The sequence below is a fragment of the Chthonobacter rhizosphaerae genome, from assembly GCF_013839525.1.
Lineage (GTDB): Bacteria > Pseudomonadota > Alphaproteobacteria > Rhizobiales > Pleomorphomonadaceae > Chthonobacter > Chthonobacter rhizosphaerae.
In genome coordinates this window covers 243,035-268,688 of sequence record NZ_JACDIS010000006.1, presented here as the reverse complement: position 1 = coordinate 268,688, position 25,654 = coordinate 243,035, and the positions used below count along the sequence as shown (strand labels likewise).

Annotated in this window: 17 protein-coding genes; 3 read left to right on the top strand and 14 right to left on the bottom strand. The window is 70.8% G+C overall.

Going from position 1 to position 25,654, the window contains the following annotated elements; genetic code table 11:
• Window positions 1-77 precede the first annotated feature (77 nt).
• Window positions 78-2,549, top strand: coding sequence for a penicillin-binding protein 1A (locus HND91_RS13210; RefSeq protein ID WP_181707040.1), 2,472 nt, complete (start codon window positions 78-80; stop codon window positions 2,547-2,549).
• Between the two features lie 327 nt (window positions 2,550-2,876).
• Here the strand turns inward: HND91_RS13210 and HND91_RS13205 are convergent, their stop codons facing one another.
• Both HND91_RS13205 and HND91_RS13200 read right to left on the bottom strand, forming a co-directional pair.
• Window positions 2,877-3,554 carry a hypothetical protein gene (locus HND91_RS13205; RefSeq protein ID WP_181707039.1) on the bottom strand — a complete coding sequence of 226 codons (678 nt, stop codon included), beginning with the start codon at window positions 3,552-3,554 and terminating at the stop codon, window positions 2,877-2,879.
• A 221-nt stretch (window positions 3,555-3,775) separates the two neighbouring features.
• On the bottom strand, window positions 3,776-6,199 hold the full coding sequence (locus HND91_RS13200; RefSeq protein ID WP_181707038.1) for a BON domain-containing protein: 2,424 nt from the start codon (window positions 6,197-6,199) through the stop codon (window positions 3,776-3,778).
• Between the two features lie 552 nt (window positions 6,200-6,751).
• Here HND91_RS13200 and prfB point away from each other — a divergent pair.
• A protein-coding gene (gene prfB / locus HND91_RS13195) for a peptide chain release factor 2 (protein ID WP_181707037.1) occupies window positions 6,752-7,883 on the top strand; the annotation gives its coding sequence in 2 pieces (ribosomal slippage) (window positions 6,752-6,820 and window positions 6,822-7,883; 1,131 coding nt in all).
• Between the two features lie 110 nt (window positions 7,884-7,993).
• Here the strand turns inward: prfB and HND91_RS13190 are convergent.
• The 4 genes from HND91_RS13190 to HND91_RS13175 all read right to left on the bottom strand — a co-directional run bounded on the left by HND91_RS13190 (window position 7,994) and on the right by HND91_RS13175 (window position 12,736).
• Window positions 7,994-9,811, bottom strand: a complete 1,818-nt coding sequence (locus tag HND91_RS13190) for an EAL domain-containing protein (RefSeq protein ID WP_181707036.1) — start codon at window positions 9,809-9,811, stop codon at window positions 7,994-7,996.
• Window positions 9,812-9,931: 120 nt separating this feature from the next.
• Window positions 9,932-11,233 carry a M23 family metallopeptidase gene (locus tag HND91_RS13185; RefSeq protein ID WP_181707035.1) on the bottom strand — a complete coding sequence of 434 codons (1,302 nt, stop codon included), beginning with the start codon at window positions 11,231-11,233 and terminating at the stop codon, window positions 9,932-9,934.
• A gap of 107 nt (window positions 11,234-11,340) precedes the next feature.
• Window positions 11,341-12,222 (bottom strand): ferritin-like domain-containing protein, encoded by an 882-nt coding sequence (locus HND91_RS13180; protein ID WP_181707034.1) that lies wholly within the window; start codon window positions 12,220-12,222, stop codon window positions 11,341-11,343.
• A 40-nt stretch (window positions 12,223-12,262) separates the two neighbouring features.
• Window positions 12,263-12,736 (bottom strand): peroxiredoxin, encoded by a 474-nt coding sequence (locus HND91_RS13175; RefSeq protein WP_181707033.1) that lies wholly within the window; start codon window positions 12,734-12,736, stop codon window positions 12,263-12,265.
• A gap of 225 nt (window positions 12,737-12,961) precedes the next feature.
• Here HND91_RS13175 and HND91_RS13170 point away from each other — a divergent pair, with 225 nt between their 5' ends.
• Window positions 12,962-16,180: a hypothetical protein gene (locus tag HND91_RS13170; RefSeq protein WP_181707032.1), complete on the top strand. Its 3,219-nt coding sequence runs from the start codon at window positions 12,962-12,964 to the stop codon at window positions 16,178-16,180.
• A 134-nt stretch (window positions 16,181-16,314) separates the two neighbouring features.
• On the opposite strand, the gene HND91_RS13165 is transcribed toward HND91_RS13170, so the two are convergent.
• From HND91_RS13165 to HND91_RS13130, 8 genes are all read right to left on the bottom strand, one after another.
• Window positions 16,315-17,382, bottom strand: a complete 1,068-nt coding sequence (locus tag HND91_RS13165; protein ID WP_181707031.1) for a UDP-glucuronic acid decarboxylase family protein — start codon at window positions 17,380-17,382, stop codon at window positions 16,315-16,317.
• 95 nt (window positions 17,383-17,477) lie between these two features.
• On the bottom strand, window positions 17,478-18,599 hold the full coding sequence (locus HND91_RS13160) for a CgeB family protein (protein WP_181707030.1): 1,122 nt from the start codon (window positions 18,597-18,599) through the stop codon (window positions 17,478-17,480).
• Window positions 18,596-19,690, bottom strand: a complete 1,095-nt coding sequence (locus HND91_RS13155) for a glycosyltransferase family protein (protein ID WP_181707153.1) — start codon at window positions 19,688-19,690, stop codon at window positions 18,596-18,598. The genes HND91_RS13160 and HND91_RS13155 overlap by 4 nt, the downstream gene beginning before the upstream one ends.
• Window positions 19,691-19,702: 12 nt before the next feature.
• Window positions 19,703-20,830 carry a CgeB family protein gene (locus HND91_RS13150; RefSeq protein ID WP_181707029.1) on the bottom strand — a complete coding sequence of 376 codons (1,128 nt, stop codon included), beginning with the start codon at window positions 20,828-20,830 and terminating at the stop codon, window positions 19,703-19,705.
• 7 nt (window positions 20,831-20,837) lie between these two features.
• Window positions 20,838-22,040, bottom strand: coding sequence for a glycosyltransferase family 4 protein (locus HND91_RS13145; RefSeq protein WP_246329462.1), 1,203 nt, complete (start codon window positions 22,038-22,040; stop codon window positions 20,838-20,840).
• A complete protein-coding gene (locus HND91_RS13140) occupies window positions 22,022-23,317 on the bottom strand; it encodes a TIGR04295 family B12-binding domain-containing radical SAM protein (protein WP_181707028.1) in 1,296 nt (431 codons plus the stop codon). Before HND91_RS13140 ends, HND91_RS13145 begins: the two co-directional genes overlap by 19 nt.
• On the bottom strand, window positions 23,314-24,411 hold the full coding sequence (locus HND91_RS13135) for an NAD-dependent epimerase/dehydratase family protein (RefSeq protein WP_181707027.1): 1,098 nt from the start codon (window positions 24,409-24,411) through the stop codon (window positions 23,314-23,316). Before HND91_RS13135 ends, HND91_RS13140 begins: the two co-directional genes overlap by 4 nt.
• Complete coding sequence (locus HND91_RS13130; RefSeq protein ID WP_181707026.1) at window positions 24,408-25,514, bottom strand: SDR family NAD(P)-dependent oxidoreductase; 1,107 nt, start codon at window positions 25,512-25,514, stop codon at window positions 24,408-24,410. Before HND91_RS13130 ends, HND91_RS13135 begins: the two co-directional genes overlap by 4 nt.
• Between the last annotated feature and the right edge of the window lie 140 nt (window positions 25,515-25,654).

Sequence of the window (25,654 nt, the reverse complement as noted above, 5' to 3'; positions counted from 1 at the left end):
GGCGTGCGGCCGGCGTCCTCCCGCCCCGACCGGCGGCCGGACGGCGGCGCCGCACCTGCAAGAGTATCCGAGGCAGCATGATCTTCGTTCGGTTCTTCGGTTGGCTGTTCGCGATCGGCGCCTTCATGCTGCTGCTCGTCGCCGGGGGCGTGGCCGTCTATCTGGCGGCCATGAACGAGGACCTGCCGGACTACACCCAGCTGAAGAAGTACGAGCCGCCCGTGATGACGCGCATCCACGCGTCGGACGGCCAGCTGGTCGCCGAATACGCCCGCGAGAAGCGGCTCTTCCTGCCGATCCAGCTGATTCCGGACAATGTGAAGTTCGCCTTCCTGTCCGCCGAGGACAAGGACTTCTATTCCCACCCGGGCATCGACCTCGTCAGCATCGGCTCGGCCGTGGTGCGCAACGTGGACCTGGTGATGAGCGGCCGCCGGCCCGTCGGCGCGTCCACCATCACCCAGCAGGTGGCGAAGAACTTCCTTCTCACCAACGAGCAGTCCATCGAGCGCAAGGTCAAGGAGGCGCTCCTGGCGCTGCGCATCGAGCAGGCCTTCTCCAAGGACCAGATCCTCGAGCTCTACCTGAACGAGATCTACCTCGGTCTCGGCGCCTACGGGGTCGCGGCGGCCTCGCTCACCTATTTCGACAAGTCGGTCGCCGAGCTCACCCTGGCGGAAGTCGCCTATCTCGCCGCCCTGCCCAAGGCGCCGAACAACTACAACCCGTTCCGGTTCGCCGAGCGCGCCATGGAGCGCCGGAACTGGGTGATCGACCAGATCGTCGCCAACGGCTACGTCTCCCGCGAGGAGGGCGAGGCCGCTAAGGCGGAGCCGATCCGCGTCGTCAACCGGGCCCGCGGCGCCAGCGTGTTCGCGGCCGACTACTTCGTCGAGGAGGTCCGCCGCAACCTGCTCGCCATGTACGGCGAGAACGGCCTCTACGAGGGCGGCCTCTCCGTGCGCACCACGCTCGACCCGCAGATGCAGGTCCAGGCCCGCGCCGCTCTCCACAAGGGGCTCATGAAGTTCGACATGGAGCGCGGCTGGCGCGGTCCGGTGAAGACCATCGCGCCCTCCGGCGACTGGGGCACCGCGCTCGCCGACGTCCCTGCCTTCTGGGACCTGCCCGAGTGGCGCCTCGCCGTCGTGCTCTCCGCCGGCGAGCGGGAGGCCATCATCGGCCTGCAGCCCGCCAAGACCCCGGCCGGCAAGGTGGTGACCGAGCGCGAGCGCGCCGTCCTGCCCCTGTCGGAGATGACCTGGGCGCGCTGGGCCACCGGCCCGAAGCGCGGCGCCAAGCTCACCGCCGTCAGCGACGTCCTCAACCCGGGCGACGTGATCTACGTGGAGAAGGTCTCCTCCGGCACCGGCGAGGGCGACGTCTACCGTCTGCGTCAGGTGCCCGAGATCTCCGGCGCCCTCGTCGCCATGGACCCGCTCACCGGCCGCATCAAGGCGCTGGTCGGCGGCTTCTCCTTCGCCCAGAGCGAGTTCAACCGCGCCACCCAGGCCATGCGGCAGCCCGGCTCGGCGTTCAAGCCGTTCGTCTACTCCGCCGCCCTCGACAGCGGCTACACGCCGGCGTCCGTCATCCTGGACGGCCCGATCGAGGTGGACCAGGGTCCCGGCCTCGAGATGTGGCGGCCGTCCAACTACGGCGGCGGCTTCGGCGGCCCGTCGACCCTGCGCACCGGCATCGAGCGGTCTCGCAACCTGATGACTGTCCGCCTCGCCCAGGACATGGGCATGCCGCTCGTGGCCGAGTACGCCAAGCGGTTCGGCATCTACGACAACATGAAGCCCATGTTGTCCTTCTCCCTCGGCGCCGGCGAGACCACCGTGCTGCGCATGGTCAACGCCTACTCGATGATCGCCAACGGCGGCCGCCGGGTGCAGCCGACCCTGATCGACCGCGTCCAGGACCGGTTCGGCCGCACCGTCTACAAGCACGACCAGCGTCTCTGCGACGCCTGCACCGCCGGCGAATGGCGCGGGCAGGACGAGCCGGAGCTCGTCGACGAGCGCGAGCAGGTGCTCGACCCGATGACCGCCTACCAGATCACCTCCATGATGGAGGGCGTGGTCCAGCGCGGCACGGCCACGGCCGTGAAGTCCCTGAACCGGCCGATCGCCGGCAAGACCGGCACTACCAACGACGAGAAGGACGCCTGGTTCGTCGGCTTCACGCCGGACCTCACCGTCGGCGTCTTCCTCGGGTACGACACCCCGCGTCCCATGGGACAGGGCTCCACCGGCGGCCAGATGGCGGCGCCCGTGTTCCGGGATTTCCTCCAGGTCGCCCTCGAGGGGCAGCCCCCGCAGGAGTTCCGGGTACCCGAAGGCATGGCGCTGATCCCGATCGACCGGAAGACCGGCATGCGCTCCTCCGGCGGCGATGGCACCATCATCGAGGCGTTCAAGCCCGGCACCGGCCCGGCCGACAACTACGACGTCATCGGCTACGACAGCCAAGCCTACACCGGCCCGACCACCGTGAACCCGGAAGCCGACCGCGCGGCCGTCACGGGCACCGGCGGTCTCTACTGAGGGCCGTTCCGGCCCCGGATCCGGCGGCGGGAGCGAGTCCCCCCGTTCGGCGACACGGCCGACATGATATCCAGCAAAAAAAGGGGCCCGCGGGATGGCGCGGGCCCTTCAAGTTAACCGGTCCGACGTGGGTCTAGGGAAAGCCGCCGTGGCGGGACGGGCCCGGTTGGATCAGAAGGCGGATTGGAGGGATCCGCCTTCCAACGGGAAGGCCGGCGAGGCGAGAGCCGGCAATGAACGGGTTGGGCTAGGCAAGTCGGCCCGGCGAAGCGAAGGCCGGCGCATCCGGCCTCCCGTGGAGGCCGCGGCGCAGGCGGGCCGATCGCATCAGAACGCCTCTTCGTCCGGCGTCGGCGAAGCCTGCCCCTCCGCCAGGAGAGCCTGGGCGGCGGCGGGCCAGAGGCTGCGCTCGGCGCGCCCGATCACCCCCAACCGGCTGTTCAGCCAGACGATGTTCTCGGGCGTGAGATCGGCGATCTGGGCGATGTGATAGATGCCGAAACCGTTGAGCCGGTTCTCCGTCTGCGCCCCTATGCCTTTGATCCGCTTGAGGTCGTCCGCGCGTCCGCCGATCGGACCGGACAGAGGGGCCGGCGGCAGGCCCTGGGTCGCCGTCGCCCGTTCCGCCGTCTCGAGCGCCGGCAAGGCCGGCAGTTTGATGACCTCCGGCGATGCGGCAGGCGTGCCCAGCCAGGAGAGCGGCGGCGGCAGGACCTGCGGCCCGGCGTCGTCCCGAGGCGGCGCCGAGCCGAGCCAGGAGAGCGGCGGCGGCAGGGCGAACGGCGCCACGGGCGGCACCACCAGCGGCGTCGGGGACGCCTTGTGCGCCTTGCGGACCGGGGACGCCGCAGGCGCTTTCTGCGCGGTCCGGCCTCGGGGCGCCGCCGAGAGCGCGTCGGCGAGGGCGGAGATCTTGTACCCGTTTGCCGCATAACCGCCCGCCAGCGTGCCGACGAACACGGAGGCGGTGGTGAGGAACAGGACTTCCAGGATGAGCTGAGCCATGGAGAACTCCGTCAGGACGGGGAAGGGCGGTCCGAGGCCGGTTCATTCCGGCTTCAGGAAGGTCCACCCGATCCAGGACCCGGCGGCAAAGGCGATCAGGCAGAAGAACCAGACGTTGTCGATCAGAACGGCCATGCTGTGCTCCTCGGGCGGATGGGGGCGGTCGGCGAACCTGGACGGGCGGGAGGATCGGCGGCGGGGGCGCCCGCCGCCGTCCGACGTCAGCCGCCGAAGGTCAGCACCAGTTCGGCGGACGCGGTCGTGGACGGCCTCGGCGACCCCACTCTCACCCGGCCCTCGGTGATGCCGGCCGCCACCAGGACGCCCTGGAGCGAGGCCGCGCGCGCCGCTTCCACCTGCCGGTCGCCAGCCGATGCCGGCAGCACGGCGATGCTCGCCTGCGGGCACCGGAAGGCGATGCTGATCAGCCGGTCGATGCCGCCGGCCCCGGCCGGATCCAGCGCGCCCCCCTCCGTGAAGCGGATCGGGAAGTTGGCGAGCGTATCCGCCGCCATGGCCTGGCAGACCTCGGGCGTCACCGTCGCCTGGGCTAGGCGGTAGCCGAAGTCGGCGTCGAGGACGTAACCGGCCGGAAGGCGAGACTCCAGGAAGCTGCGGAGCGCCGCCGTCGCGGTCGGGTGGAAGGTCGATCCGCTCACCCGGATGCGCCGGTCCACCACGGTCACCAACCCGTTCTCCAGGCGCGATGCCGCCAGGACCGCGAGTTCGGCGAGGCCGGCGCTGGCGGAGTCGAGACCGGAGGTCACGCGAAGCCGGTCGGTCACCGGCAGGCTGCCGAACGCCAGGTCGGCGGCGGTCGCCGCCGCCTGCTTGGCGGCGGAGGACGGGACCGTGCCGGTCATCTCGACACCGCCCGGCCGCGACGTGACCACGAGCCGGGTCTGGGGCGGGCTGGATATGTCCACCGCGCCGCCCACGAGGCCCGGGGGCAGATCGGCCGCGAAGGCCGAACGCACCAGGGCCGCGGCGTCGGCGGAGGCGGTCGTGCCCTTCACCAGGGCCTGCTCCCGGTCGAGGGACACCAGTCCGCTGTCGAGCACGGCCAGCTGCCGGGCCGCGAAGCCGGCGAAGTCCACCGGATCGAAGCCGTCCGGCATTCCGCTCGCCAGTTCCATCCGGTCCTGGACGGTCGCCTCGGGGATCGCGTGCGACACGACGTCCACCACCGCGGCCCGGGCCGGTTCCGACGGGACGAAGCCGGCCACCGTCAAGGTCTTGCCGGTGCGCTCCAGGCTCCAGGCCCAGGCGGGCACCATCGGCGGGGCCACCTCCGCCCGGACCGTGAAGCCGGCCGGCTGGCGGCCGAGCAGGCGGCCGAGGTCGGCGAAGCGCCCGGACGTGGGCGTGGTCCCGCGGATCAGGATGGCCTCATCCTCGATGGCGACGGAGCCGCTGTCGATCGTCCTCGCGGCCGCCGCCGCGAACGACAGCGCGTCGGCGAAGCCCTCCGGCGCGCCGGACGCCGCGCTCGTTTCCACCAGAACTTTCACTGCCTTCGGGTCCGGCGCCAGCGCCTTCCTGAGGGCGGCCTGTTCGGTGGCCCGCGGCAGGAAGCCGGAGACGGACATGGCGTCGGCCGTGCGCGCGATGGTCAGCACGAAGGGCCGGACCACCGGGTCGGTCACAAGCGCCTCGACCTCGTAACCGACCGGCTTGAACGCGTCGATGAAGGCGGCGAGCTGCCGGGCGTCGCTGGGCGTCAGCGCCGTGCCGTCCACGGTCACGGCGGTGTCGGAAAGGCGCACGGTGCCCGCCTCGAACCTTGCGAGGGCGGCCACCGCCGTCGCGGCGACATCGGCGAAACCGTCCGGCGCACCACCGGCGACGGCCAGATGGTTGACCACCCGCAAGCCGATGCCGGCCGCCGCGCGGGCAGCCCCCATCACGCGCTCCTCCGCCGCGATCGAGGGGACGAAGCCGGTCAGCACCAGCGCATCGCCCTCCCGTTTGGCGTCGAACACGAAGGGGGACTGGACCGGCCGCTCGATGACCGCCGACCCGACGGTGTAGCCGGCGGGCAGCAGGAGGCCGGCGGAGGAGAGCGTCTGGTAGCCGCTGGAACTGGCGGCGACGCCCGCGATATCGGCGGCCTGGTCGGTGAGCGAGGCCCGACCGGCGGTCATCAGCCCCATCACGCGGACGAGCGCGCGGGTGGCGTCCTCGAAGCCGGTCTTCGGCGCGCCGCCACCGATCTCCAGCGCGTCGGTCACGGTGACGGAGGACAGGGCCGCCGCCGCTTCCAGGATGGCGCCGCGCACCGCCTCGGACGGCACGTGCCCGGAGAGGGTGAGCGTGTCGCCATCGCGCTCGACGACGAAGCCATAGGGCGAGATCGTGGGCAGGACCGTGGCGGCGCTGGAGTCCACCGACCCGACGCTCGGCAGCGCTTGGAACAGCGCGACCGTAAGGTTCAAGTGGGCCTCGTCGGGCGCGACGCCCGAAAGTCGCACCGTCCGTCCGTCGACGGTGACGGTCGCCCACCCGGTGATCTCCAGATTGCTCGCGTCCGCGACGATGCGCTCGATCGAGCTCTCGACGCCTCGCGGCGCGAGGAGCGCCGCCGGCAACGCGATGACCAGCGCCACTGCCGCGGCCGCCAGAAAAGCCTTCTTCCGATCCGCCATCCGAGCCCCCCGATTGAGATTGTCTATCGTCCAATAGGAAGAAGAAATTACGCAAATTCGGCTTGTATTCTTCGTCGTCGGTGCGAGTTATACAAGACAGTGCGAAAGAGAAATCATCAGAATGAGTGACATAACCGGCTTATGCGTCGTTTAGATGAAACCGTAATCGCTCTTGTGTACCACTATAATACTATAAACGGGATATGAGAACGAAATATCGTCGAGTTCTCAGTCGGACAAGTCATCCAAATAGAGGAGTCATGGGCCGAGATCGCGGGTGGATGATGAAAATATGTTCATTAATCTTGTCAGCCAGCCACTTTCGCGGGCGACGTCCAGGCGCGACGAGCGTCTTTCCGCCGCAGCGTTGGGCTTCCTTGGTCCGGGCGACGACGGACTCCTGGTCCGGGGGCGCGCCGGAACCGCGGGCGTTTACATCGCCGACCATCGTCCCTATGGTCCGCCGGCCGCGCGGTGCGCGGCGGCCCGCGCCGGTTCGCGACGAGCGGCGCGCCGGACCCAACCCAACCTCACCATCGAAGGATCACGCCCATGCGTGCCGAGATCGAGGCCATCGTCGACGAGATCCAGCAGGGTATGGCCCTGCTGAGGAGGCATCTTTGACTGGGATGCCTCCCAGCAGCGCATGGCCGAGCTGAACGGCTTCGTCGAGGATCCGACCCTCTGGAACGACCCGGAGCGCGCGCAGAAGATCATGCGCGAGCGGACGGACCTTGAAAGCCGCATCAACGGCTATCTGAAGCTCGAACGCGATCTGAAGGACAACGTCGAGCTCATCGAACTCGGCGAGATGGAGGACGACCAGACCGTCGTCGCCGACGCCGAGGATACGCTGAAGGGCCTGAAGGACGAGGTGGTCCGCCAGCAGATCGAATCGATGCTCTCCGGCGAGGCCGACGCCAACGACGCCTATCTGGAGGTGAACGCCGGCGCCGGCGGCACCGAGAGCCAGGACTGGGCGAACATGCTCCTGCGCATGTACACCCGGTGGGCGGAGAAGCGCGGCTTCAAGGTGGAGCTCCTGGAAAGCCACGACGGCGAAGAGGCGGGCATCAAGAGCGCCACCATCATGGTCAAGGGCCACAACGCCTACGGCTGGCTGAAGACCGAATCAGGCGTGCACCGGCTGGTGCGCATCTCGCCCTATGACAGCCAGGCGCGGCGCCACACGTCCTTCTCGTCGGTCTGGGTCTACCCGGTGGTGGACGACAAGATTGAGGTGGATGTGAGCGAGAGCGACGTGCGCATCGACACCTTCCGCGCCTCCGGCTCGGGCGGCCAGCACGTGAACACCACCGACTCGGCCGTACGCATCACCCACATCCCGACCGGGATCGCGGTGGCCTGCCAGTCGGAGCGCTCCCAGCACAAGAACCGGGCGACCGCCTGGCAGATGCTGCGCGCCCGCCTCTACGAGGTGGAGCTGAAGAAGCGCGAGGAAAAGGCCATGGCTGACGCCGCCGGCAAGACCGACATCGGCTGGGGTCACCAGATCCGCTCCTACGTGCTGCAGCCCTACCAGCTGGTGAAGGACCTGCGCACCGGCCACGAAAGCACCGATCCGGCGAGCGTCCTCAACGGCGATCTGGACGCCTTCATGGAGTCCACGCTGGCGCAGCGGGCGTTCGGCAAACAGCCGGGCCAGATCGCGGACGTGGACTGACGCCGGAGCCGGCCGGCTGTCCGGCCGTCCTGTCCTGCACTCCGTTCGGATGAGCGCCGCGGGTCCGCACGCGGCGCTGTCCTGTGGGAGGGGCGACGCGGTGCGGGCGGTCAAGAGGCTTGGGCGACGGCGGACCGGTCGGCGTCCAGCCGCCACTTCGCATCGCGGACCGCATGGGTCAGGCGCGCGAAGCTCCCGACCCCGTCGCCCGGAAGGCCTGGCGCGAACAGGAAGCCCTGGGCGAGGAGCGTGCCGAGGCCGGAGAGCGCCCGGCGCTCCTCCTCGGTCTCGACGCCTTCCACCACCACCTCCTTGCCGAGCGCCCGCCCCATACCGACGACCGCCTGGATGATGGCTTGGCAGTCCGACCGGTTCGGCAGGTCGCGGACGAAGCTGCGGTCGATCTTGATCTGGTCGAATTCGAAGGCGATCAGGTAGTGCATGGACGCGTAGCCGGTGCCGAAATCGTCGAGGGCGAAACGCACCCCGGCGGCCGACAAGGACTCCATCACGGTCCCGCAGTTCTGGTTCTCCAGAAGCACCGTCTCGGTCACCTCCAGCATCAGCCGGTTGGGCGCGACGCCGGTGCGCGCGAGGACGCCGAGCACGGTGTTGACGAAGTCCGGGTTGCCGAGCTGGGTCGCCGAGACGTTGACGCACACCGACACGCTTTGCGGCCACTGACGGGCCGCGCGGCAGGCGGCCTCGAGCACGAACTCGCCGACCTGCTGAATGAGGCCCGTCTCCTCCGCGATGGCGATCGCCACGTCCGGCCGGACCGGCCCGAGCTCGGGATGGGTCCAGCGGAACAAGGCCTCGGCGGAGCTGATCGCGCCCGTCCGCAGGTCCACGATCGGCTGGAACACGAGCCCGAACGCCTTGTCGGCGACCGCCTGGCGAAGGTCGCGCTCCATGGTCCGCCGCTGCGCCGCCTGTTCCTCCAGGAGGGCGTTGAAGAATTGCGGCTGCGTGCGCCTGGCGGCGCGCGCCGAGCGGCGGGCGATCTCCGCCCGGCGCTGCAGCGTCTCCGCGTCGGTGCCGTGCATGGGCGCCAGGGCGATGCCGATGCTGAAGGCGCCGGCGAGTTCCATGCCGGCGGCGCTGTAGGCCGTGGCCAGTACCTTCGCCAGCCGGTCGATCCGGGCGAGCGCGTGCTCCGGCTCCGAACCGAGCCAGACCAGGATGGCGAATTCGTTCGCGTCCACGCGCGCGGTCGCGGTTCCGTCGCCGAACATCTCTGTGATGCGCCCGGCCGCGGCGACCATGATGGCGTCGCCGGTGCCGGATCCGTGCACGTCGTTGATGCTGCCGAGGGTGTCGAGGCTCACGGACACGAGCGCGAACTGGGACACCACCTTGCACTGGGCGGTCGGGACGGTGCACTGCCGGGCGGACCGGTCGAGCACGATCCGGAACACGTCTCGGCCGAGGAGTCCGGTCAGCGGGTCGTGGCTGCTGGTCGGGACGGACGGCTCGCATGCCTCCGCGACGCAGATCTCGCTGTGGACGGTCAGCCATCCCCCGGCGGTCAGCGGATGGTCGGTGACCTGCACCACACGGCCCTTCGTCGACGCGAGAACATAGCTTTCCGCCGCCGTGCTCTTCGCCGCGCGCTGCCGGACCTTCTGGCTGATGTCGTGGACGGCCTTGAACTCGCCCGGACCGGCCATGCCGGTGAGGATGGCGTCGAAGGAGGTGCCCGGAGTGAGGAGCGTCGGCTCGAGGCCATAAAGGCAGGCGAAGCGCGCATTGGCCATGATCAGCCGGCCGTCGGCGCCGAACAGGGAGATCCCGTCCCTGATCGTCTGGAAGGCGCCGAGCAGGTCGGCCGTGAAGGCGCCGTCCGCGTGCGCCGCGGACCGGCGGGTGCGCCGGGCCGTATGGGCATCGTCCGCTGTCTTCGCGAAGGGGGCCGAGTGATGGGGCATGACGCACCGATCCTGGTCTTACGAACTATCTGAAAGACACGGTAACTCGCATTGCTAAAAATTACGATAACAGGGCGGCTTTGGGCCGTCCTGCCGTTTCGTCGACCATGATCGGGTGAATCAGCGGAAGATGCCGCGGATCTCGCGGCCGGCCTTGATGTAGGCCAGCGGGTTGACGGCGGTGCCGTCGATCCGGGTCTCGTAGTGCAGATGCGGCCCGGTAGAGCGACCGGTGGAGCCGACCCGGCCGATCACCGCGCCGCGCTTCACCACGTCGCCGACCTTGACGTCGATCCGCGACAGGTGGGCGTAGCGGGTGGTGAGGCCCTTGCCGTGATCGACCTCGACCATGTTGCCGTAGCCGCCGTTCCGGCCGGCGCTGACGACCTTGCCGCCGGCGGTGGCCGCCACGGGGCGGCCGGTGGGGGCGCGAAAATCGATCCCGGCGTGGAAGGCCGACGACCCGAGGAAGGGATCGGACCGGGAGCCGAAGTTGGATGTCACCGCCGCCCCGGAGAGCGGCTCGGCGACGGGGAGGAGGTCGACGGCGGTCTTCAGGATGGTGAGCTTGCCGAATGCCGCCTCGGCGTCCGCCATCGCGGCGTTGAGCGCCTCGGTGCTGTTCATGGGCACGAAGGGACCGCCGACGCCGCCGTCGACGACCGTGTCCGCTGCGTCCGTCTTCGGCAGCTTCAGCGTCACGCCGAGCCGCTTGACGATGGTCTCCACCTTGTCGGCGCGCTTGAGGGCGGCGACGGTGATCGCCTCCACGGCGGAGGTCTGCTCCGCATCCATGCGGGCGATGTCGGCGGCGAGGCGCTTCAGGTCGGGCTTGCCGTCCGGACCGATCGGAGCGTCGTCCGCCTCGCCGGTCGCGGGGGAGGCGGGTTCCGTCAGCGCGGCGAACCGGCGGTCGATGGCCGCGCCCGTGTCGGCCGCGTAGGCCGCCGCGTCCGGCGCCGTCTCCAGGGCCGCCCGATCGTCCTTCGGGGCGGCGGCGCCGTCGGCGAGGAGCCCGGTCGAGCGGGCCTTCTCGATCAGGCCGGAGACCATCTTCTGACGGTCGTCGAGGGCGCGCTGGGCCGAAAGCAGGCGCTCCACCTTGTCGTCGAACGCGACCTGCTCCAGGAGCTGGCGGCTCGCGATCTTGTCGATCTCGGAGCGAAGCGCCGCGATCCGGTCCTCGTAGGCCTGCTGCAGGTCCGCGTTGCGGGCGATCGAAGCGCCGATCAGGTCGTCGCGGAAGGCGAGGTAGGCGGTGGATCCGATGAACCCGACGGCGATCAGCGCCCCGACGCAGGACAGCGCCGCCGCCAACCACGGGCGGATCGTGTAGGAACGGGCATCGTTTCCCTTCACGACAACGATGCGGCGGGAGGGGGTTTGCGCGCGGTAGCGATCTTCGACTCGCTGCTTCGCCATGGGTATGCGTCTCCGACCAGCGACGTCCCGTTCGGGAACGTGTCGGAGTATTAGGAACCCTTAAGGTTAATAGAGCTTTAGCGGCGTCGCGGGCGGCCGGTCCCGCGTCAGCCCGTCAGACTCGCGAGCGGCTTGTAGAACCCTGGCGTCAGACCGGCCTCGGACCGCGCCCGATCGTTGAACGGGGGCTTCAGCGCGCCGCGGAAATAGGTCCGCACCAGGTCGTGGAAGGCCGGCTCCGGAGCGCGGCGCTCCCGGTCGCAGAGGAAGCGGAACCACTTGGCGCCGAAGGCCACGTGGCGGCGCTCGTCGCGGTAGATCACGTCCAGGATCGCGGCGGTGGCCTGGTCGCCGGCCTCGCGCAGCTTCTCGCCCATGGACGGGGTGACGTCGAGCCCGCGGGCCTCCAGCACCAGCGGGATGACGGCGAGCCGCGCGGTGAGATCGTGGCCGGTCGCCTCTGCCGCCTGCCAGAGGCCGTCGTGGGCCGGAAGGTCGCCGTAGGCGGCGCCGAGCTCCTTCAGCCGACGATCGAGGAGGGCGAAGTGCTTGGCCTCCTCCAGGCCCACCTGGACCCAGTCGTCGAAGAAGGACCGGGGCATCGGCTCGTCGATGAAGCGGCCGATCAGGTCCCAGGTGAGATCGACGGCGTTGAGCTCGATGTGGGCGAGGCTGTGCACGAGGGCGATCTTGCCGGATCCCTCGCCGCCGCGCGACCGCCGGGGCATGTCGCGCGGGGCGACCAGCAGCGGCCGGTCCGGACGCCCGGGTCGCGCGGGCATCGGCGCGCTGGTCCGGCCGGAGCCTCGGGCGAGGCGGCGGCCGAACCAGTCGCGGGCTGTCCGGTAGGCGATGGTCACCTTGCGGGACAGGTCGGGCGCGGCGACGATCGCCCGCGACCGTTCGTAGAGCGTGTCGCCGACGATGCCGGCGTCGAGATCGGCCCCTTCCGTCTCGGACAGGAGGGGAACGAGGCTGCGATCCGACATCGAGGCGTCCTCTTCAATCCAAACGACAGGTCCGCGACGATCAGGCGATCGCCTTGGCGGCCGCCAGAACCTCTTCCGCGTGACCGGGCACCTTCACCTTGCGCCAGGCCTTGGCGATCCGCCCCTCGGCGTCGATCAGGAAGGTGGAGCGGTCCACGCCCATGTAGGCCTTGCCGTACATGGACTTCTCCACCCAGACGCCGAAGGCCTCGATGGCGCTCTTCTCCTCGTCGGCGGCGAGCGTGATGCCGAGCTCGTACTTGGACCGGAACTTCTCGTGGCTCTTCACCGAATCGGGAGAGATGCCGATCACCGGCACGCCGATGGCGTCGAAATCGGCCTTCAGGCACGAAAAGCTGATCGCCTCCTTGGTGCATCCGGACGTATCGTCCTTCGGATAGAAGTAGACGACCGCCGGCTTGCCCTTCAGGGACGCCAGGCTGACGGTTTCGCCGCCGTCGGTCGGCAGGGTGAAGTCCGGGGCGGGGCTGCCTTCGGTAAGCGTCACGGTCATCGGATCCTCGCGGCGTTTTGCGGTGCGACAGGTGTGGCATTCGACCGGCGAAGTACGCAAGCTCGGACTGCGCGGATCGTCCCCGGACGGCGCGTGGTCGGCCATCGCGGCGAAAGGACGTTGCCGCCCCTAGGGCGATTGCTCTAGGGAACAGCGACGGCGTTCACGCGTCGAGAGGGGGACGCGTCGGAACGGACCGCGAGCGGTCCGAGGGTCGAGGTGAGGGTGACGGACGAACGGACGCCACACGCTGGAAGAACCGCCTCCGAACCGGCTCGCCGCCGGCGTTTCGTCCTGTTCCGCCGTCCTTGGCGGCTCGCCGCTTTTCTCCTGGTCGTCGTCCTCGTCGGCGTGGTGTCGCTGTTTCTGCGGCTTCTGGCCGGCCCGCTCTTCACCGAGATCGGCACCGACCGGATCGCCGCCGCCATGGCGTCCGCGGCCGGGCCGGGCACCACCGCCTCCGTGGGCGTCGCGGGCCTCGGCCTCGCGGCCGACTTCTCGCCCGTGATCCATCTCCGCGACGTGCGCATCGATCGGCCGGACGCCATCGGATCGCTCGACACGCTCCAGGTCGGCACCACCTGGGGCACGCTCGCCGGCCTTGAAAGGCGCATCACCAGCGTGGTGTCCGAGCACGTGCTCGTGGACACCCTCGGCGGGGACGGCGCCATGCCGGCGGTGCCGGAACTCCTCGCGTCCCTCGACGAGGGGCTGCGCGCCGCCGGGCTCGCCTATTTCGACGTGGGCGCCTTCACGCTGAAGCGCCGGTCCGGCGACGAGGTCCAGCGAACCGTGCTGGACGAGACCGCCGTGACGGCCACGCGCGAAGGCGACAGCCTTTCCGCGCGGCTTGCCGGCGCGGGCGTGAACGGCCCCTGGTTCGTGTCCGCCACGGTCGCGCCGGGGGAGGGCGGCACGGCCCGGGTGGTGGACCTGCGCACCGAGGGCTTCGACCTTCAGGATCTCGGCTCGCTCGCCGGCGAGTCCGCCGCCGCCACCGGCCCGGTGGCTTTCGCGGGCCGGATCGGCTTCTCGGCGGTGGGCGACATCTCCGAAGGGCAGGGCGAGCTGACGGTCGGCCCGCTGCGCAGCCCCGCCGCCGACGGCGGGCTCCTGCTCGATCGCAGCCGCCTCGCGGTCCGCTGGCGGGCGGAGGATCGGTCGGTCGTCATCGACCCCTCGCCGATCGTGCTGCCGAGCGCCCACGCGGTCGTCACCGGCACGGTCGCCACGCCGCCCGCCGGCGCGACGCGCTGGCCCTTCCACCTGTCGCTCGTCGCCAAAGATCGGGAGACGGCCCGGGACCGCGCGCTCGGCGAACTCGACGGCACGTACGATCCGGGCGCGAACGACCTGGTGGTGGACACCTTCCGGGCGGAGGGAGAAGGCACGTCCTTCGCCGCCGCCATGCGCCTGCGCTACGACGCCGGCCATCTGATCGGCGCCCTCTCCGGCGTGTTCCCGGCCATGCCGGTGGACACGCTGAAGACGATCTGGCCGCCGGTGGTGGTGCACGAGGCGCGATCGTGGGTGCACGAGCACGTCTTCTCCGGCACCATCCGCGACGCCACCGTGGACATCGCCGTTTCCGACGACACCGTCGACCACACGACCGGCGACGCCGCCTCGGCGGCGCTCGCCTTCCGCTTCGAGGACCTGGTGTTCCGCCCGTTCGACGACGGCCCGCTGATCCGGGGCGGCTTCGGCACCGGCCGGCTCATCGACGACCGGTTCGAGGTGACGCTCGAACGCGGCCTTGTGGACGTCGGCGACGATCGCTCGCTGGACGTGACGGGGGCGAGCTTCACCATCCCGACGATCGCGAAGGATCCCCCCGACGGCGAGGCCCGGATCGACCTCAAAGGCGACGCCAAGGCGGCGCTCGCCCTCTGGCAGATGCTGCCGCTCGCCCGCGGCGTGGAGCTTCCCGCCGGCCCGGACGACGTCACCGGCACGGCCACCGCGTCCATCCGGGTGGCGCTGCCGCTCGTCAAGGACGTGAAGGCCGAGCAGGTCGCCTATGGCGGCGAGATCGTGCTGGAGGATCTCGGCTCGGCCCGTCCGATCGAGGGGCGCACCATCAAGGACGCCGACCTCACCATCGCGCTCGCCGACGGCACCGCCACGGTCACCGGCACCGCCAAGGTGGACGGCGTCTCCGCCGAGGTGAACATCGCCCGGCCGCTGGCGGGAGGCGGGGAGGGTTCGTCCGCCGTCCGCCTCGTCCTCGGCGACAAGGACCGCAAGACGCTCGGCCTCGACCTCGGCGACGCGGTGCGCGGACCGGTCACCGTCTCGCTGGTGGACGAGAGCCTCGCGGACGGCACCACCGTGCAGCGCGCCACGGCGGATCTCTCCAAGGCCGAGGTGGTGATCGCGCCGCTCGGCTTCCGCAAGGCCAAGGGCACCGCCGGCACGGCCTCCTTCGTGATCCGCAAGTCGGACGCCCGTACGGCGATCGAGCAGATCTCCGTGGAGATGGGCGGCGCCCGGATCGAAGGCGGCCTCGTGCTCGACCGCGACGGCGCCCTCGTTTCCGGCGACTTCCCGCGCGTCCGCCTGCGGTCGAGCGACCGGCTCGCCCTCTCGGTCTCCCGCGAGGACGGGCGATATGCCGTGACGGTGACCGGCTCGCGCTTCGACGCCCGCGACGTGATCCGCCGCCAGCTGAAGGCCGACGCCGACGGCGGGGAACCGAAGACCAAGTCGGTGGACATCGACGTGACCATCGACCAGGTGACCGGCTTCGGCGACGAGGCGCTCACCGGCGTCAACGTGGCGAGTCGCATGGAGGGAGGCGTCACCTCGGCCCTCTCGTTCGCGGCCCAGACCGCCGGCGGCGGCTCCGCGTCCGCCACGGTGACGCCCGCGGGCGGCATCCGGCGGATCGACATGGAGGCGGGGGAGGTGGGGCGGCTCCTGCGCTTCCTCGACCTCTACCCGCGCGTCTTCGGCGGCCGGGCGCGGGTCGCCGGCACCATCGACCGGGCCGGCGTGGTCCGGGCGCGGGTGGACGGCAGCCGCTGGCGCATCGTGGAGGAACCGGCCCTCGCCCGCCTCTCCACGGCGGCCACCAAGGGGCCGACCGCCGGCTTTTCGACCGCCGACATCGAGCGGCTAATCTTCGACCTGGAACTCGGCGCCGGCCGCCTCGTGATCAACGACGGCGTCGTCCGCGCCGACACCGCCGGCCTTTCGATCCAGGGCGACGTGGACTTCCGGCGCGACAGCCTGCGCCTGTCCGGCTCCTACCTGCCGGCGAGCGAGCTCGACAGCTTGATCGGCCGCATCCCCATCCTCGGCCAGACCCTGTTCGCCGGCGGCCGCGCCGGCCTGTTCGGCGTCACGTTCCGGCTCACGGGCCCGATCGACGCGCCGACGCTGACCGTGAACCCGCTCTCCATCATCGCGCCGGGCATCTTCCGGAAGATCTTCGAGCTCTGAAAGGGCCGCTCTCCGACCGGCGTCTCCTGTCCTTGGAACGCCAAACGGCCGCGCACGACGCGCGGCCGTCACACTGTCTTCTGCGGTCCGCGAGACCCCGGCGATCTTGCCGCCGGGGCGCCGGTCATCGCCGATCAGGCCTTCGGGGCGGCCGCCGGCGCGGCGGCGAGGGCCGGGACGCGGCCGCCCGCGCGCACGCGCTTCGGCGGTGTCTCCACCACCGGCCGCGCGGCGGCGATCATCTTGTCGAACCACGCGATCGTCGGCGGCAGGCCCTTGGCGAGCTGCACCTTCGGCGACCAGCCGAGCACCGCCTCGGCGCGGCTGATGTCCGGCCGGCGCCGGCGCGGGTCGTCCTGCGGCAGGGCCTGGTGCACGATCGGCGAGGATCCGCGCGTCATCGCCAGAACCAGGGCGGCGAGTTCGTTGATGGTGAACTCCCCCGGGTTGCCGAGGTTGACCGGCCCGCCCGGGTTGTCGGCCACGTCCGACAGGCGCCACATGCCGTCGACCAGGTCGGACACGTAGCAGAAGCTGCGGGTCTGCTCGCCGGTGCCGTAGATGGTGAGCGGCTTGCCCGACAGCGCCTGGCAGATGAGGTTGCTGACGATTCGGCCGTCGTCCGGCTGCATCCGCGGCCCATAGGTGTTGAAGATGCGGGCGACGCGCACGTCCGCCTTGCCGAGGCGCAGATAGTCGAAGCACAGCGCCTCGGCGGCGCGCTTGCCCTCGTCGTAGCAGGCGCGCGGCCCGGTGGTGTTGACGTTGCCCCAGTAGTCCTCGCGCTGCGGGTGCTGGTCCGGGTCGCCGTAGACCTCGCTGGTGGACGCCTGGACGAACACGCCGCCGCTCCGCTCCGCCACGTCGAGGAGGTGCTTGGTGCCGAGCACGCTGGTCATCATGGTGTGCACCGGATCTGCCTGGTAGCGCGGCGGCGAGGCGGCGCAGGCGAGGTTGAACACCCGATCGGCCTTGAGGCTCGACGGCAGCGGCTCGATCACGTCGTGTTCGATGAAGGAGAAGCGCGACTCCTTGGCGAGGCGCGACAGGTTGGCGGTCGACCCGGTCTGCAGGTTGTCGAGCGCGACCACGCGCCAGCCCTTGCGGATCAGGAGCTCGGTCAGGTGCGATCCGAGAAATCCCGCGCCGCCGGCCACAAGGGCGGTCCGCTCGGCCGTGTCCTTGGCAGAATGTGGGGTCATCGTCTCCTCATCCCTTTTTGTCTGGTCCGTGGTCCCGCCCGGTCCTCGTCCGGTCGGCGAGCCGCGTCCTCGCTTGATCGTTTGGTCGGAAATCCTCAGCAGAGCTCCCGTCTGAGTGGCATCGCCTCCCGGCCCACGGCCTGCCGCGCCAGATCCCGGAGCACGGCGGCGAAGCTCCGCGCCCGGGCCGTCCCGGTGTGTTCCGCCAGCACCAGCGCCCGCCCGGCCGCTCCGATGCGCTGGCGCGCGGCCTCGTCGCCCTCCTCGAGAAGCGCGACCACGTCGTCCGCCGTCCGGGCGAGCACGATCGCCTCGCCGTCCGGCAGAAGGTCGGTGAGCCCCGGCCAGATGTCGCTCACGATGGGCGTCCCGCAGGCGCCCGCCTCGAACAGGCGCACGCTCGGCGACCAGCCGGCCGCGATCATGTCGGCGCGGGTCACGTTCAGCGTCCAGCGCTGGCGGCTGTAGAAGGACGGGTGATCGACCGGGCCCAGGTGGTCGATCCGCTCCACGTTCGACGGCCAGTCTATGTCCGCCGGATACTGCGGCCCGGCCACCACGAAGCGGCGGTGGGGCAGCCGGCGCGCCGGCTCGATCAGCAGGCGCTCGAGCGTCGGCTGGCGGTCCGGGCTGTAGGTGCCGAGATAGCCGAGATCCCAGACGGGCGCCTCGCCGGTCGGCCGGTAGGCGGCCTCCTCGGCGGAGCAGTAGAGCGCCTCGGCCCGCCGCGCGCCGAACTCAGCCTCCAGCCGGCGGAGGGTCGGCCCGCCGGTGAAGGAGAAATAGACGTCTAGCTCGGGAATCTGCCGCCGCGCCAGATACTCCTCGTCGCCGCGCTTCAGCTTGGCGAGGGTCACCGGCGTGTCGATGTCGTAGAAGCCGACGGTGCCGCGGGCGAGGCGGAGCACCGCGTCGAGCACCGGCACGCCCTCCGGGACGTAGGAGCCCACGATCACCGCGTCCGCCCGGCGGATCGCGTCGCCGTGCCGTTCCACGAGGTCCGCCACGCCGTCGTAGAAGGCGAGCCGGCAGAAGGGCGGGGCGGGCATGTCCCGGTTGTCCCGGTACCAGGGCACGTCCCGCTCCAGGAACAGCACCCGGTGGCCCAGCCGGTCGAGGCCGTTGATCAGGGCCCTGAAGGTGGTGGCGTGGCCGTTTCCCCACGAGGAGGAGAGCGACAGCCCCAGCACCACGATGTCGAGGCGGGGTTCGCTCATGCCGCCACCCCGGCGCGCTTGGCGGCGATCCGGTCGCGCAGGATGCGGTCCACGGTCTCCGCCCGCTGGTCGTAGGTGTGGTCGGCGAGCACCCGGGCGAGGGCCGCCCGGCCGATCTCCCGCGCCCGCTCCAGGGAGAGGCCGCCCAGGATGTCCGCCACGTCCTTGCCGTCGCGGGCCACCAGCACCTCCTCGCCGGGGACGAGGAACATCTCGATGCCGGTCCAGTGGTCCGTGATCAGGCAGGCGGCGGCGCCCGCCGCCTCGAACACCCGCGTCGGCGGCGAGAAGCCGGTCGCCGCCATGGAGTCCCGGTTGATGTTGAGGACGGCCTTGGCGGTCACGTTGAGGGCATTGTGGTCGGCGGTCGCCACATGACCGAGCCAGGACACGTTCGGCGGCAGGCTGCGGTCGCCCCAGCCGGCGCCGCCGAGCAGGAACTTCTGCCGCCAGAGCGTCGTCGCCGGCTCCAGGAAGAAGGCCTCCACGCGGGCCTCCCGGTCCGGCAGTCGGTTGCCCAGGAAGGTGAGGTCGGCGGAAAACCGCGGCTCCGGCGCCACCGGGTGGTGGGTGCCGGGGTCAAGGGCGTTGTAGATCGGGATGCATTCGCGCGCGCCGATCGACCGGTAGGCGGTCACCACCGGATCGCCACCGCCGTAGGTCATCACCATGTCCAGGTGCTTCAGCGCCGCCTTGAGCGGATGGCCGTCGGCCGCGTTCACCTCGGCCAGGGTCGCCGGCGCGTCCACGTCCCAGAAGATCCGTACGGCCGTCGGCGACGAGGCGGCGATCACCGCCTCGAGGAGCTCGTCGTCCATGAAGCCGACGCCGCTCGCCTTCACGACAACGTTGAACCGGCCGGCCTCGGCGGCCGCGGCGCGCATGGCCTCGGCGGTGCCGTCGTAGACGACCACCTCGCACCAGTCCGGCGGCTCGATGTCCTTGTTCTTCTGCCGGTCGTAGACGTCCGGCTCGAAGAACACGACCCGGAAGCCGCGCGCGGCCAGCGCCTTGATCAGCCCGCGATAATAGGTGGCCGCACCGTTCCAGTAGGACGACAGGAGGCTCGACCCGTAGAAGGCGACGGAGATGGGCGCGGGCATTCAGGCGGCCTCCTTGGCGGCAACGAGGGATTTCACGTGGGTGGTGCCGCAGTCGGCGAGCACGGCGAACAGCTCGTCCACCCGGTGGCGGCAGGTGTGGCGCGCCTCGATGGTGGCGAGGCCGGAGGCGGCCATGTGGGCGGACCGGTCGGTGTCGGCGAGGAGTTCGCGCATGAGCCGCTCCATCTCCTCGCCGTCGCGGGCGAACAGGAAGTCCTCGCCCGGCCGGAACAGGCCCTCCGCGTCGTCCCAGGGCGCCGAGATCAGCGGAATGCCGCAGGCGAGCGCCTCGAACATCCGGATGGTCGGGATACCCGGCAGGCTCTCCACATAGGGGCGACGGGGGATGTGAACGGTCAGCACGTGCCGGGAGAAGACCTCCGGCACTTTGGCGTTCGGCAGCCAGCCGCCGTAGCGGATTCCGGCGCCCTCCAGGGTCGTCAGCGCGGCGTCCGGGTAGCGGACGCCGTGCACCAGGGCGCGGATGCCGAGCCGGCGCACCGGCTCGATCAGGAAGGCGTGGATCTCGGCGGTCCGCTCGTCGTCGCCCCAGTTGCCGATCCAGACGAGGTCGCCGTCCCGGTCCATGCTCATCAGCGGTCGGAAGCGGCGCGTGTCGGCCGCCTCGTGCCAGGTGTAGACGGTGCGGCCCCAGCCGGCTTTCAGGTAGCGCTCGCGCAGGGTCTCGCCGAAGGCCAGCACGCCGTCGTAGTGGGCGAGCTCCATGCCGGCGATGTCCGTCTCGGCCGACACCGCCCTGTGGTGGGTGTCATGGAAGAGAAGGCTGAACCGGCCGCCCTCGTCCCGCGCCCGTCCGATGCGGGCGACGAGGGCCGGGTCGGTCCATTCGTGCACCACCACCACGTCCGCGTCCGCGAGCACGGCCTCGTGGTCGAAGTCGGGGCCGTAGGAGACGGAGAGAAGGTCCGGGAAGTCCCTGTAGAAGGCCGACACGGCGGCTTCGCCCTGATCGCGGACGAGGTTTTCGCGGCTCCAGCCGTCCACCGGCTCCAGCGCCACCACCTGATGGCCGCGCGAAACGAGCTCCGACAGGACGCCGCGGACGAAATGGGCGTTGCCGTGGTTCCAGTCCGACACGAGCGAATGGATGTAAAATACGAAATTCATTGGACTCTCACTCCGCCGCGGGTGCGAGCATCGGCTCCGCCGCCGCCCGCGCCCCGTCGCCCGTCACGCGTCTGTCCGCCGCCGTCCGCGCGGCCGCCCGGTAGACGCCGAGGAGGCTCTCCACCTGGCGGTCCACCGTGTAGGTCCCGGCCACGGCCTTGGCCCGCCGGCCGAGGTCGGCGCGCAGCCGCTCGTCGGCGGCCAGCCGGTTGATCGCCACCGCGTGCGCGGCCGGGTCGTCGGCGGTCGCGAACAGGGCCGCCCCGTCCCAGAGCTCGCGGTAGGTCGGGATGTCGGAGAGCACGAGCGCGGCGCCCGAGAGCGCGGCCTCCAGCACCGACAGGCCGAACGGCTCGTAGACCGACGGGCTCGCCACGATCGCGGCCCGGCTCATGAGCGACCGCACGGCCCCGGCCGGCAGTTCGCCCATGGCCTCGGCGTGAAGGATCATCGCCCGCTCGCCGTTCGGCCCCTCCAGGCCGCCGGCCATGCGCACCGGCCAGCGCGTCATCACGGCGGCGCCGTCCAGGGTGCGGGCGTTCTTGCCGTCGTCCCACCAGCGCCCGGCGGCGAACACGAACGGCTCCTTCCCGGCTGTCGGCCCGTCGTGGGGCATGGCGGCGTTCGGCACCACGTGAAGGTTCGGCACCAGCCCGTAGGCGGCTTCCACCGCCGCCGCGTGCGCCTGGCTCGGCGCCATCACGGCGTCGGCCGCGAGGAGACCGGCCCGGGTCCGGTCGGTCTGCCAGGCCCAGCCGCGGGGCAGGGCCGTGCCGCGCACCGCGCGCCACCAGGTGGCGACGCACGAATGGGCGATGGTCACCATCGGGCAGGGCAGGGCGAGGTCGGCCGCCTGGGACGGCACGTTGAGGTGGACGAGGTCCGCCCCGGTCCGCGCCGCGATGTCGCCGATCCGGCTCGGCAGCCGGGCCAGGAACTGCTCGCCGCTGACCATCCAGTCGAGCGGCGCGTCCAGCCAGTCGAGCGTGGCGTCGGCAAGCGCGGCCACCTCGGCCCTGTGCCGGTCGAGGGGCGCAGGGCCGAGCCCGACCAGGCTGACCGCGATTCCCCGCGCGTTGAGGCCGCGCGCCGCGTCCACCGCGTAGCGCCAGACCCCGCCGACGGCGTCCACCGTCATCAGCACCCGCCGCGGCGGGGCGTCCGTCTGCGCCCCGTCCGGGGCGGTTGTGCTCAGTGCCCCGTGCAGCATGCGCCCTCCAGCTCCCGGAGCGGCAGCGGCCGCTCCTCCTGGATGTCGCTGAAGGCGTTGAAGGCCTTGAGGTAGTGGGCGTGCGCCCGCTCCCAGGCCTCGTCGTCCGGCTCGCCCCAGAGCTGGCGATAGGTCGGCGACGACGGATAGGGATAGAGCGGCACCGGCTCGTTGGCCCAGACGCCGGCGTCGATCAGGCGCTCGCGCCAGGCCTTCACCAGGTCCGCCTCGTCCTCCTCCATGCCGATCAGGTTCGCCTGCACGAACGGCACGTGGCGGCGCGCCTCGATCAGAAGGTCGGCCAGCTCCTCCGTGGTCAGGCGGCAGCGCTTGGCGAGAAGCTCGCGCCCCTCCACCGTCAGGCTCTCCACGCCCGCCTCGATGGACACGCAGCCGGCACGGCCGAGAAGCTCCAGGAGATCCGGCTTCCAGAGGTCGATGCGGGTCTGGATGCCGAACTGCAGGTTCCGCTCCACGAGCCCTTCCAGCAGCGGCTTCTGCGGCAGGAAGATCTCGTCGACGAAGTAGACGTAGCCGACGCCTTCGGCGATCAGCCCGTCGATCTCGGCGAGCACGTGGTCCACGTTCCGGCGGCGATACTTGTCGCGAAAGTCGATCTTGGCGCAGAAGGTGCAGGTGTACGGGCACCCGCGCGAGGCCTCCACCTCCGCGCCGAAGCCGGTCTGCACCGCTTCGAACCGGTGATGATGGTGCTGGTGGGCGCGGATCCATTCGCCCGGCCAGACCAGCGGCGCGTGCTCGATGAAGGAACTGGCGTGCACCGGCCCGACCGTGACCAGCCGGTCGCCGTCGAACCAGGCGGTGGACGGCACGGCCGTCCAGTCGGACGCATCGGCGAGGGCGGCGACGATCTCCTCGCACTCGCCGCGCACCACGATGTCCGCGCCGAGCTTGCGCAGCGTCGGCGCCGGGGTGGACGAGCCGTGCGGGCCGACCGCCACCGTGCGGCCGCCCCGCCCGGCGAGGAGGCTCAGGAACTCGGCAGGCACGCGCAGCTCCGGCTGTGCGCAGCGCCAGAACAGGTAGGTCGGCGCCGTCGTCACCACCGTCATGTCGGGCGCGAAGGTCGCGACCGCGTCGGCGAGGGCGCCGTTGTCGAGGCCCTGCAGCTGGCCGTCGAGCATCAGCACCTGGTGCCCGGCCTTCTCCAGAAGCGCCTTCGAATAGCCGAGCTCCAGGGGCAGGTGCGGGTGGCGGCACCCGAAGTAGATGCTGCCCTCGTAGGTCCAGGCGGGATTGACCAGGGCGACTTTCATGCCATCACTCTCCGCAACTCGGACTGGGGTTCGCTCGGCGCCGTCCGAACGCTCGCCGGGCCGCTCTCCCTGAGCCAAGCGCCGAGATCGCGCAGGCCCTCGCGCCAGCCGATCGTCTGGGTCCAGCCCACCGTCTTCTCCAGGAGCCCGGTGTCGGCCACGAACCAGAGCTGGTCGCCCGTGCGCCAGCGCTCGTGGCCGAGCGCCACGTCGCGGCCGGTGATCGACCGGATCTCGCCCAGCACCTCCTTCAGGCTCACCGCGTTGCGCGGACCGCCGCCGAGGTTGAAAGCGGTGCCGGACACCTCGTCGATGCGGTCGAGGAGGGTCCGGTAGGCCGCCACCGCGTCCCGCACATGGAGCACGTCGCGCACCTGCCGGCCGTCGCCGAAGATGGTGATCGGCTCGCCCTTCATGGCCTTGATCAGGAAGTGCGCCACCCAGCCCTGGTCCTCGGTGCCGAACTGGCGCGGCCCGTAGATGCAGCTCATGCGCAACACCGCGGTCCTCAGGCCGAACGACTTGGCGTAGTCGAGCACATACTGGTCGGCCACCCCCTTGGAGCAGCCGTAGGGCGTGCAGAAGTCGAGGCCCCGGGTCTCCGGGACGCCCCGGTCCCGCAGCGTCGGGTCCGCCGGCACATGCCGATCGCCCTCAGCCGTCATGTCGAGGTCTTCCAGGCCGCCGTAGACCTTGTTGGTCGAGGCGAAGATCACCGGCGCCCGCGCGCCCGCCCGGCGAACCGCCTCCAGCACGTTGAGCGTGCCGGCGGCGTTCACGTCGAAGTCGGCGCGGGGATTGTCCAGGCTGGTGGTCACGGCCACCTGGGCGGCCAGATGGAACACCGCGCCCGCCGGCGCCAGCACCGACGCGAGCCCGTCGGCGTCGCGCACGTCGGTGGCCGCGTGGCGGATCCTGTCGCCGAAGCGCGCCTTCAGCCAGGCGAGGTTCGCCTCCACGCCCGGCCGGCACAGGGTGTCCACGACGACGACCTCGCGGCCGTCCAGGAGGAAGCTCTCGGCGAGGTTGGAGCCGATGAAGCCGGCTCCGCCGACGATGGCGATGGGACCGTCGATGCCCGAGGCCCCCGTCATGACACGAGGCCCCGCGCTTCCAGCTGCGAGCGCATCTCGGCGCCGAGATCCTTGGCCTCCTCGGCCTTCACCCAGGCGGCGAACTCGCCGAGCGACTCCTCCAGCACGTAGCGCGGCTCGAAGCCGAGCAGGTCGCGCGCCTTGGAGATGTCCGCGAAGCAGTTGCGGATGTCGCCGGTGCGGGCCTTCAGGAGAATGTCCGGCTTGATGTGCGGCACGCCGAGGGCTTCGGCGACGAGCTGGGCCACGTAGGCCACCTTGTAGGCCCGGCCGGAGCCGACGTTGATCACGTGCCCGGCCGCCCGCGGCTGCTCGAAGGCGAGCCGGAAGGCGCGCGCCACGTCCTTCACGTGCACGAAGTCGCGCCGCTGCTCGCCGTCCTCGAAGATCATCGGCTGCTGGCCGTTCATCAGCCGCGAGGCGAAGTTGGCGAGGACGCCCGTGTAGGGATTGGAGAGCGCCTGGCCGGCGCCGAACACGTTGAAGAGCCGGAGCGCCACCGCGTCGACGCCGTAGGCCTCGCCGAAGATCAGGACCATGCGCTCCTGGGCATACTTGGTGAGCGCGTAGATGGAGGCGAGGTCGACCGGCTTCATCTCGTCGGTCGCCACCGGGATGAGCGGCTGGTCCGTTTCGGTGACGAGATCCCAGAGGCCCGCCTTGACCCGGGAGGGGCTCCGCTTGGCCCGATCGACGAGCCCGCCATCCTCGGTGGTGTAGCGGCCCTCGCCGTAGACGCTCATGGAGGACGCGACGACGATCTTCTGCACCGGGTTGTCGATCAGTGCTTCCAGGAGGACGGCCGTCCCCACGTCATTGCCCGACACGTAGCGTTCGATCTCATACATGGATTGACCGACGCCCACTTCCGCGGCGAGATGGATGACGCCGGTCACCCCGTCGATCGCCTGGCGGACGGTGGCTGCGTCGCGCACATCCCCCTCGATGAACTCCACCGAGTCGGGGGCGGCTGCGCCGCCGCGGCCGTGCACCTGCTCGACCAGCGAGTCGAGCACGCGCACTTCATAGCCATGTTCGAGAAGTTCCTTGGCAACGTACCGGCCTATGAAGCCCTGCCCACCCGTAATAAGAACTTTTGCCACGTGGTCGCTCCCAGTTGCGGCTGAACATCTTGTGAAGCTGCCGCCTCAGCCGAACCGGAAACGGGCAGAGTTGTTCCAAGGCTTCTGTCGTTAACGTGGAAATGCGAGGCGTGTTGGCGATAACGACCGGCGTCGCGGCA

Excerpts from the sequence above, each read along its gene's own strand:
- HND91_RS13185 (WP_181707035.1), bottom strand. The coding sequence starts at position 11,233 with ATGGCGAAGCAGCGAGTCGAAGATCGCTACCGCGCGCAAACCCCCTCC.
- HND91_RS13165 (WP_181707031.1), bottom strand. The coding sequence starts at position 17,382 with ATGACCCCACATTCTGCCAAGGACACGGCCGAGCGGACCGCCCTTGTG.
- HND91_RS13135 (WP_181707027.1), bottom strand. The coding sequence starts at position 24,411 with ATGACGGGGGCCTCGGGCATCGACGGTCCCATCGCCATCGTCGGCGGA.
- HND91_RS13175 (WP_181707033.1), bottom strand. The coding sequence starts at position 12,736 with ATGACCGTGACGCTTACCGAAGGCAGCCCCGCCCCGGACTTCACCCTG.
- HND91_RS13140 (WP_181707028.1), bottom strand. The coding sequence starts at position 23,317 with ATGAAAGTCGCCCTGGTCAATCCCGCCTGGACCTACGAGGGCAGCATC.
- HND91_RS13205 (WP_181707039.1), bottom strand. The coding sequence starts at position 3,554 with ATGGCTCAGCTCATCCTGGAAGTCCTGTTCCTCACCACCGCCTCCGTG.
- HND91_RS13190 (WP_181707036.1), bottom strand. The coding sequence starts at position 9,811 with ATGCCCCATCACTCGGCCCCCTTCGCGAAGACAGCGGACGATGCCCAT.
- HND91_RS13145 (WP_246329462.1), bottom strand. The coding sequence starts at position 22,040 with ATGCTGCACGGGGCACTGAGCACAACCGCCCCGGACGGGGCGCAGACG.
- HND91_RS13180 (WP_181707034.1), bottom strand. The coding sequence starts at position 12,222 with ATGTCGGATCGCAGCCTCGTTCCCCTCCTGTCCGAGACGGAAGGGGCC.
- HND91_RS13150 (WP_181707029.1), bottom strand. The coding sequence starts at position 20,830 with ATGAATTTCGTATTTTACATCCATTCGCTCGTGTCGGACTGGAACCAC.
- HND91_RS13160 (WP_181707030.1), bottom strand. The coding sequence starts at position 18,599 with ATGAGCGAACCCCGCCTCGACATCGTGGTGCTGGGGCTGTCGCTCTCC.
- HND91_RS13210 (WP_181707040.1), top strand. The coding sequence starts at position 78 with ATGATCTTCGTTCGGTTCTTCGGTTGGCTGTTCGCGATCGGCGCCTTC.
- HND91_RS13200 (WP_181707038.1), bottom strand. The coding sequence starts at position 6,199 with ATGGCGGATCGGAAGAAGGCTTTTCTGGCGGCCGCGGCAGTGGCGCTG.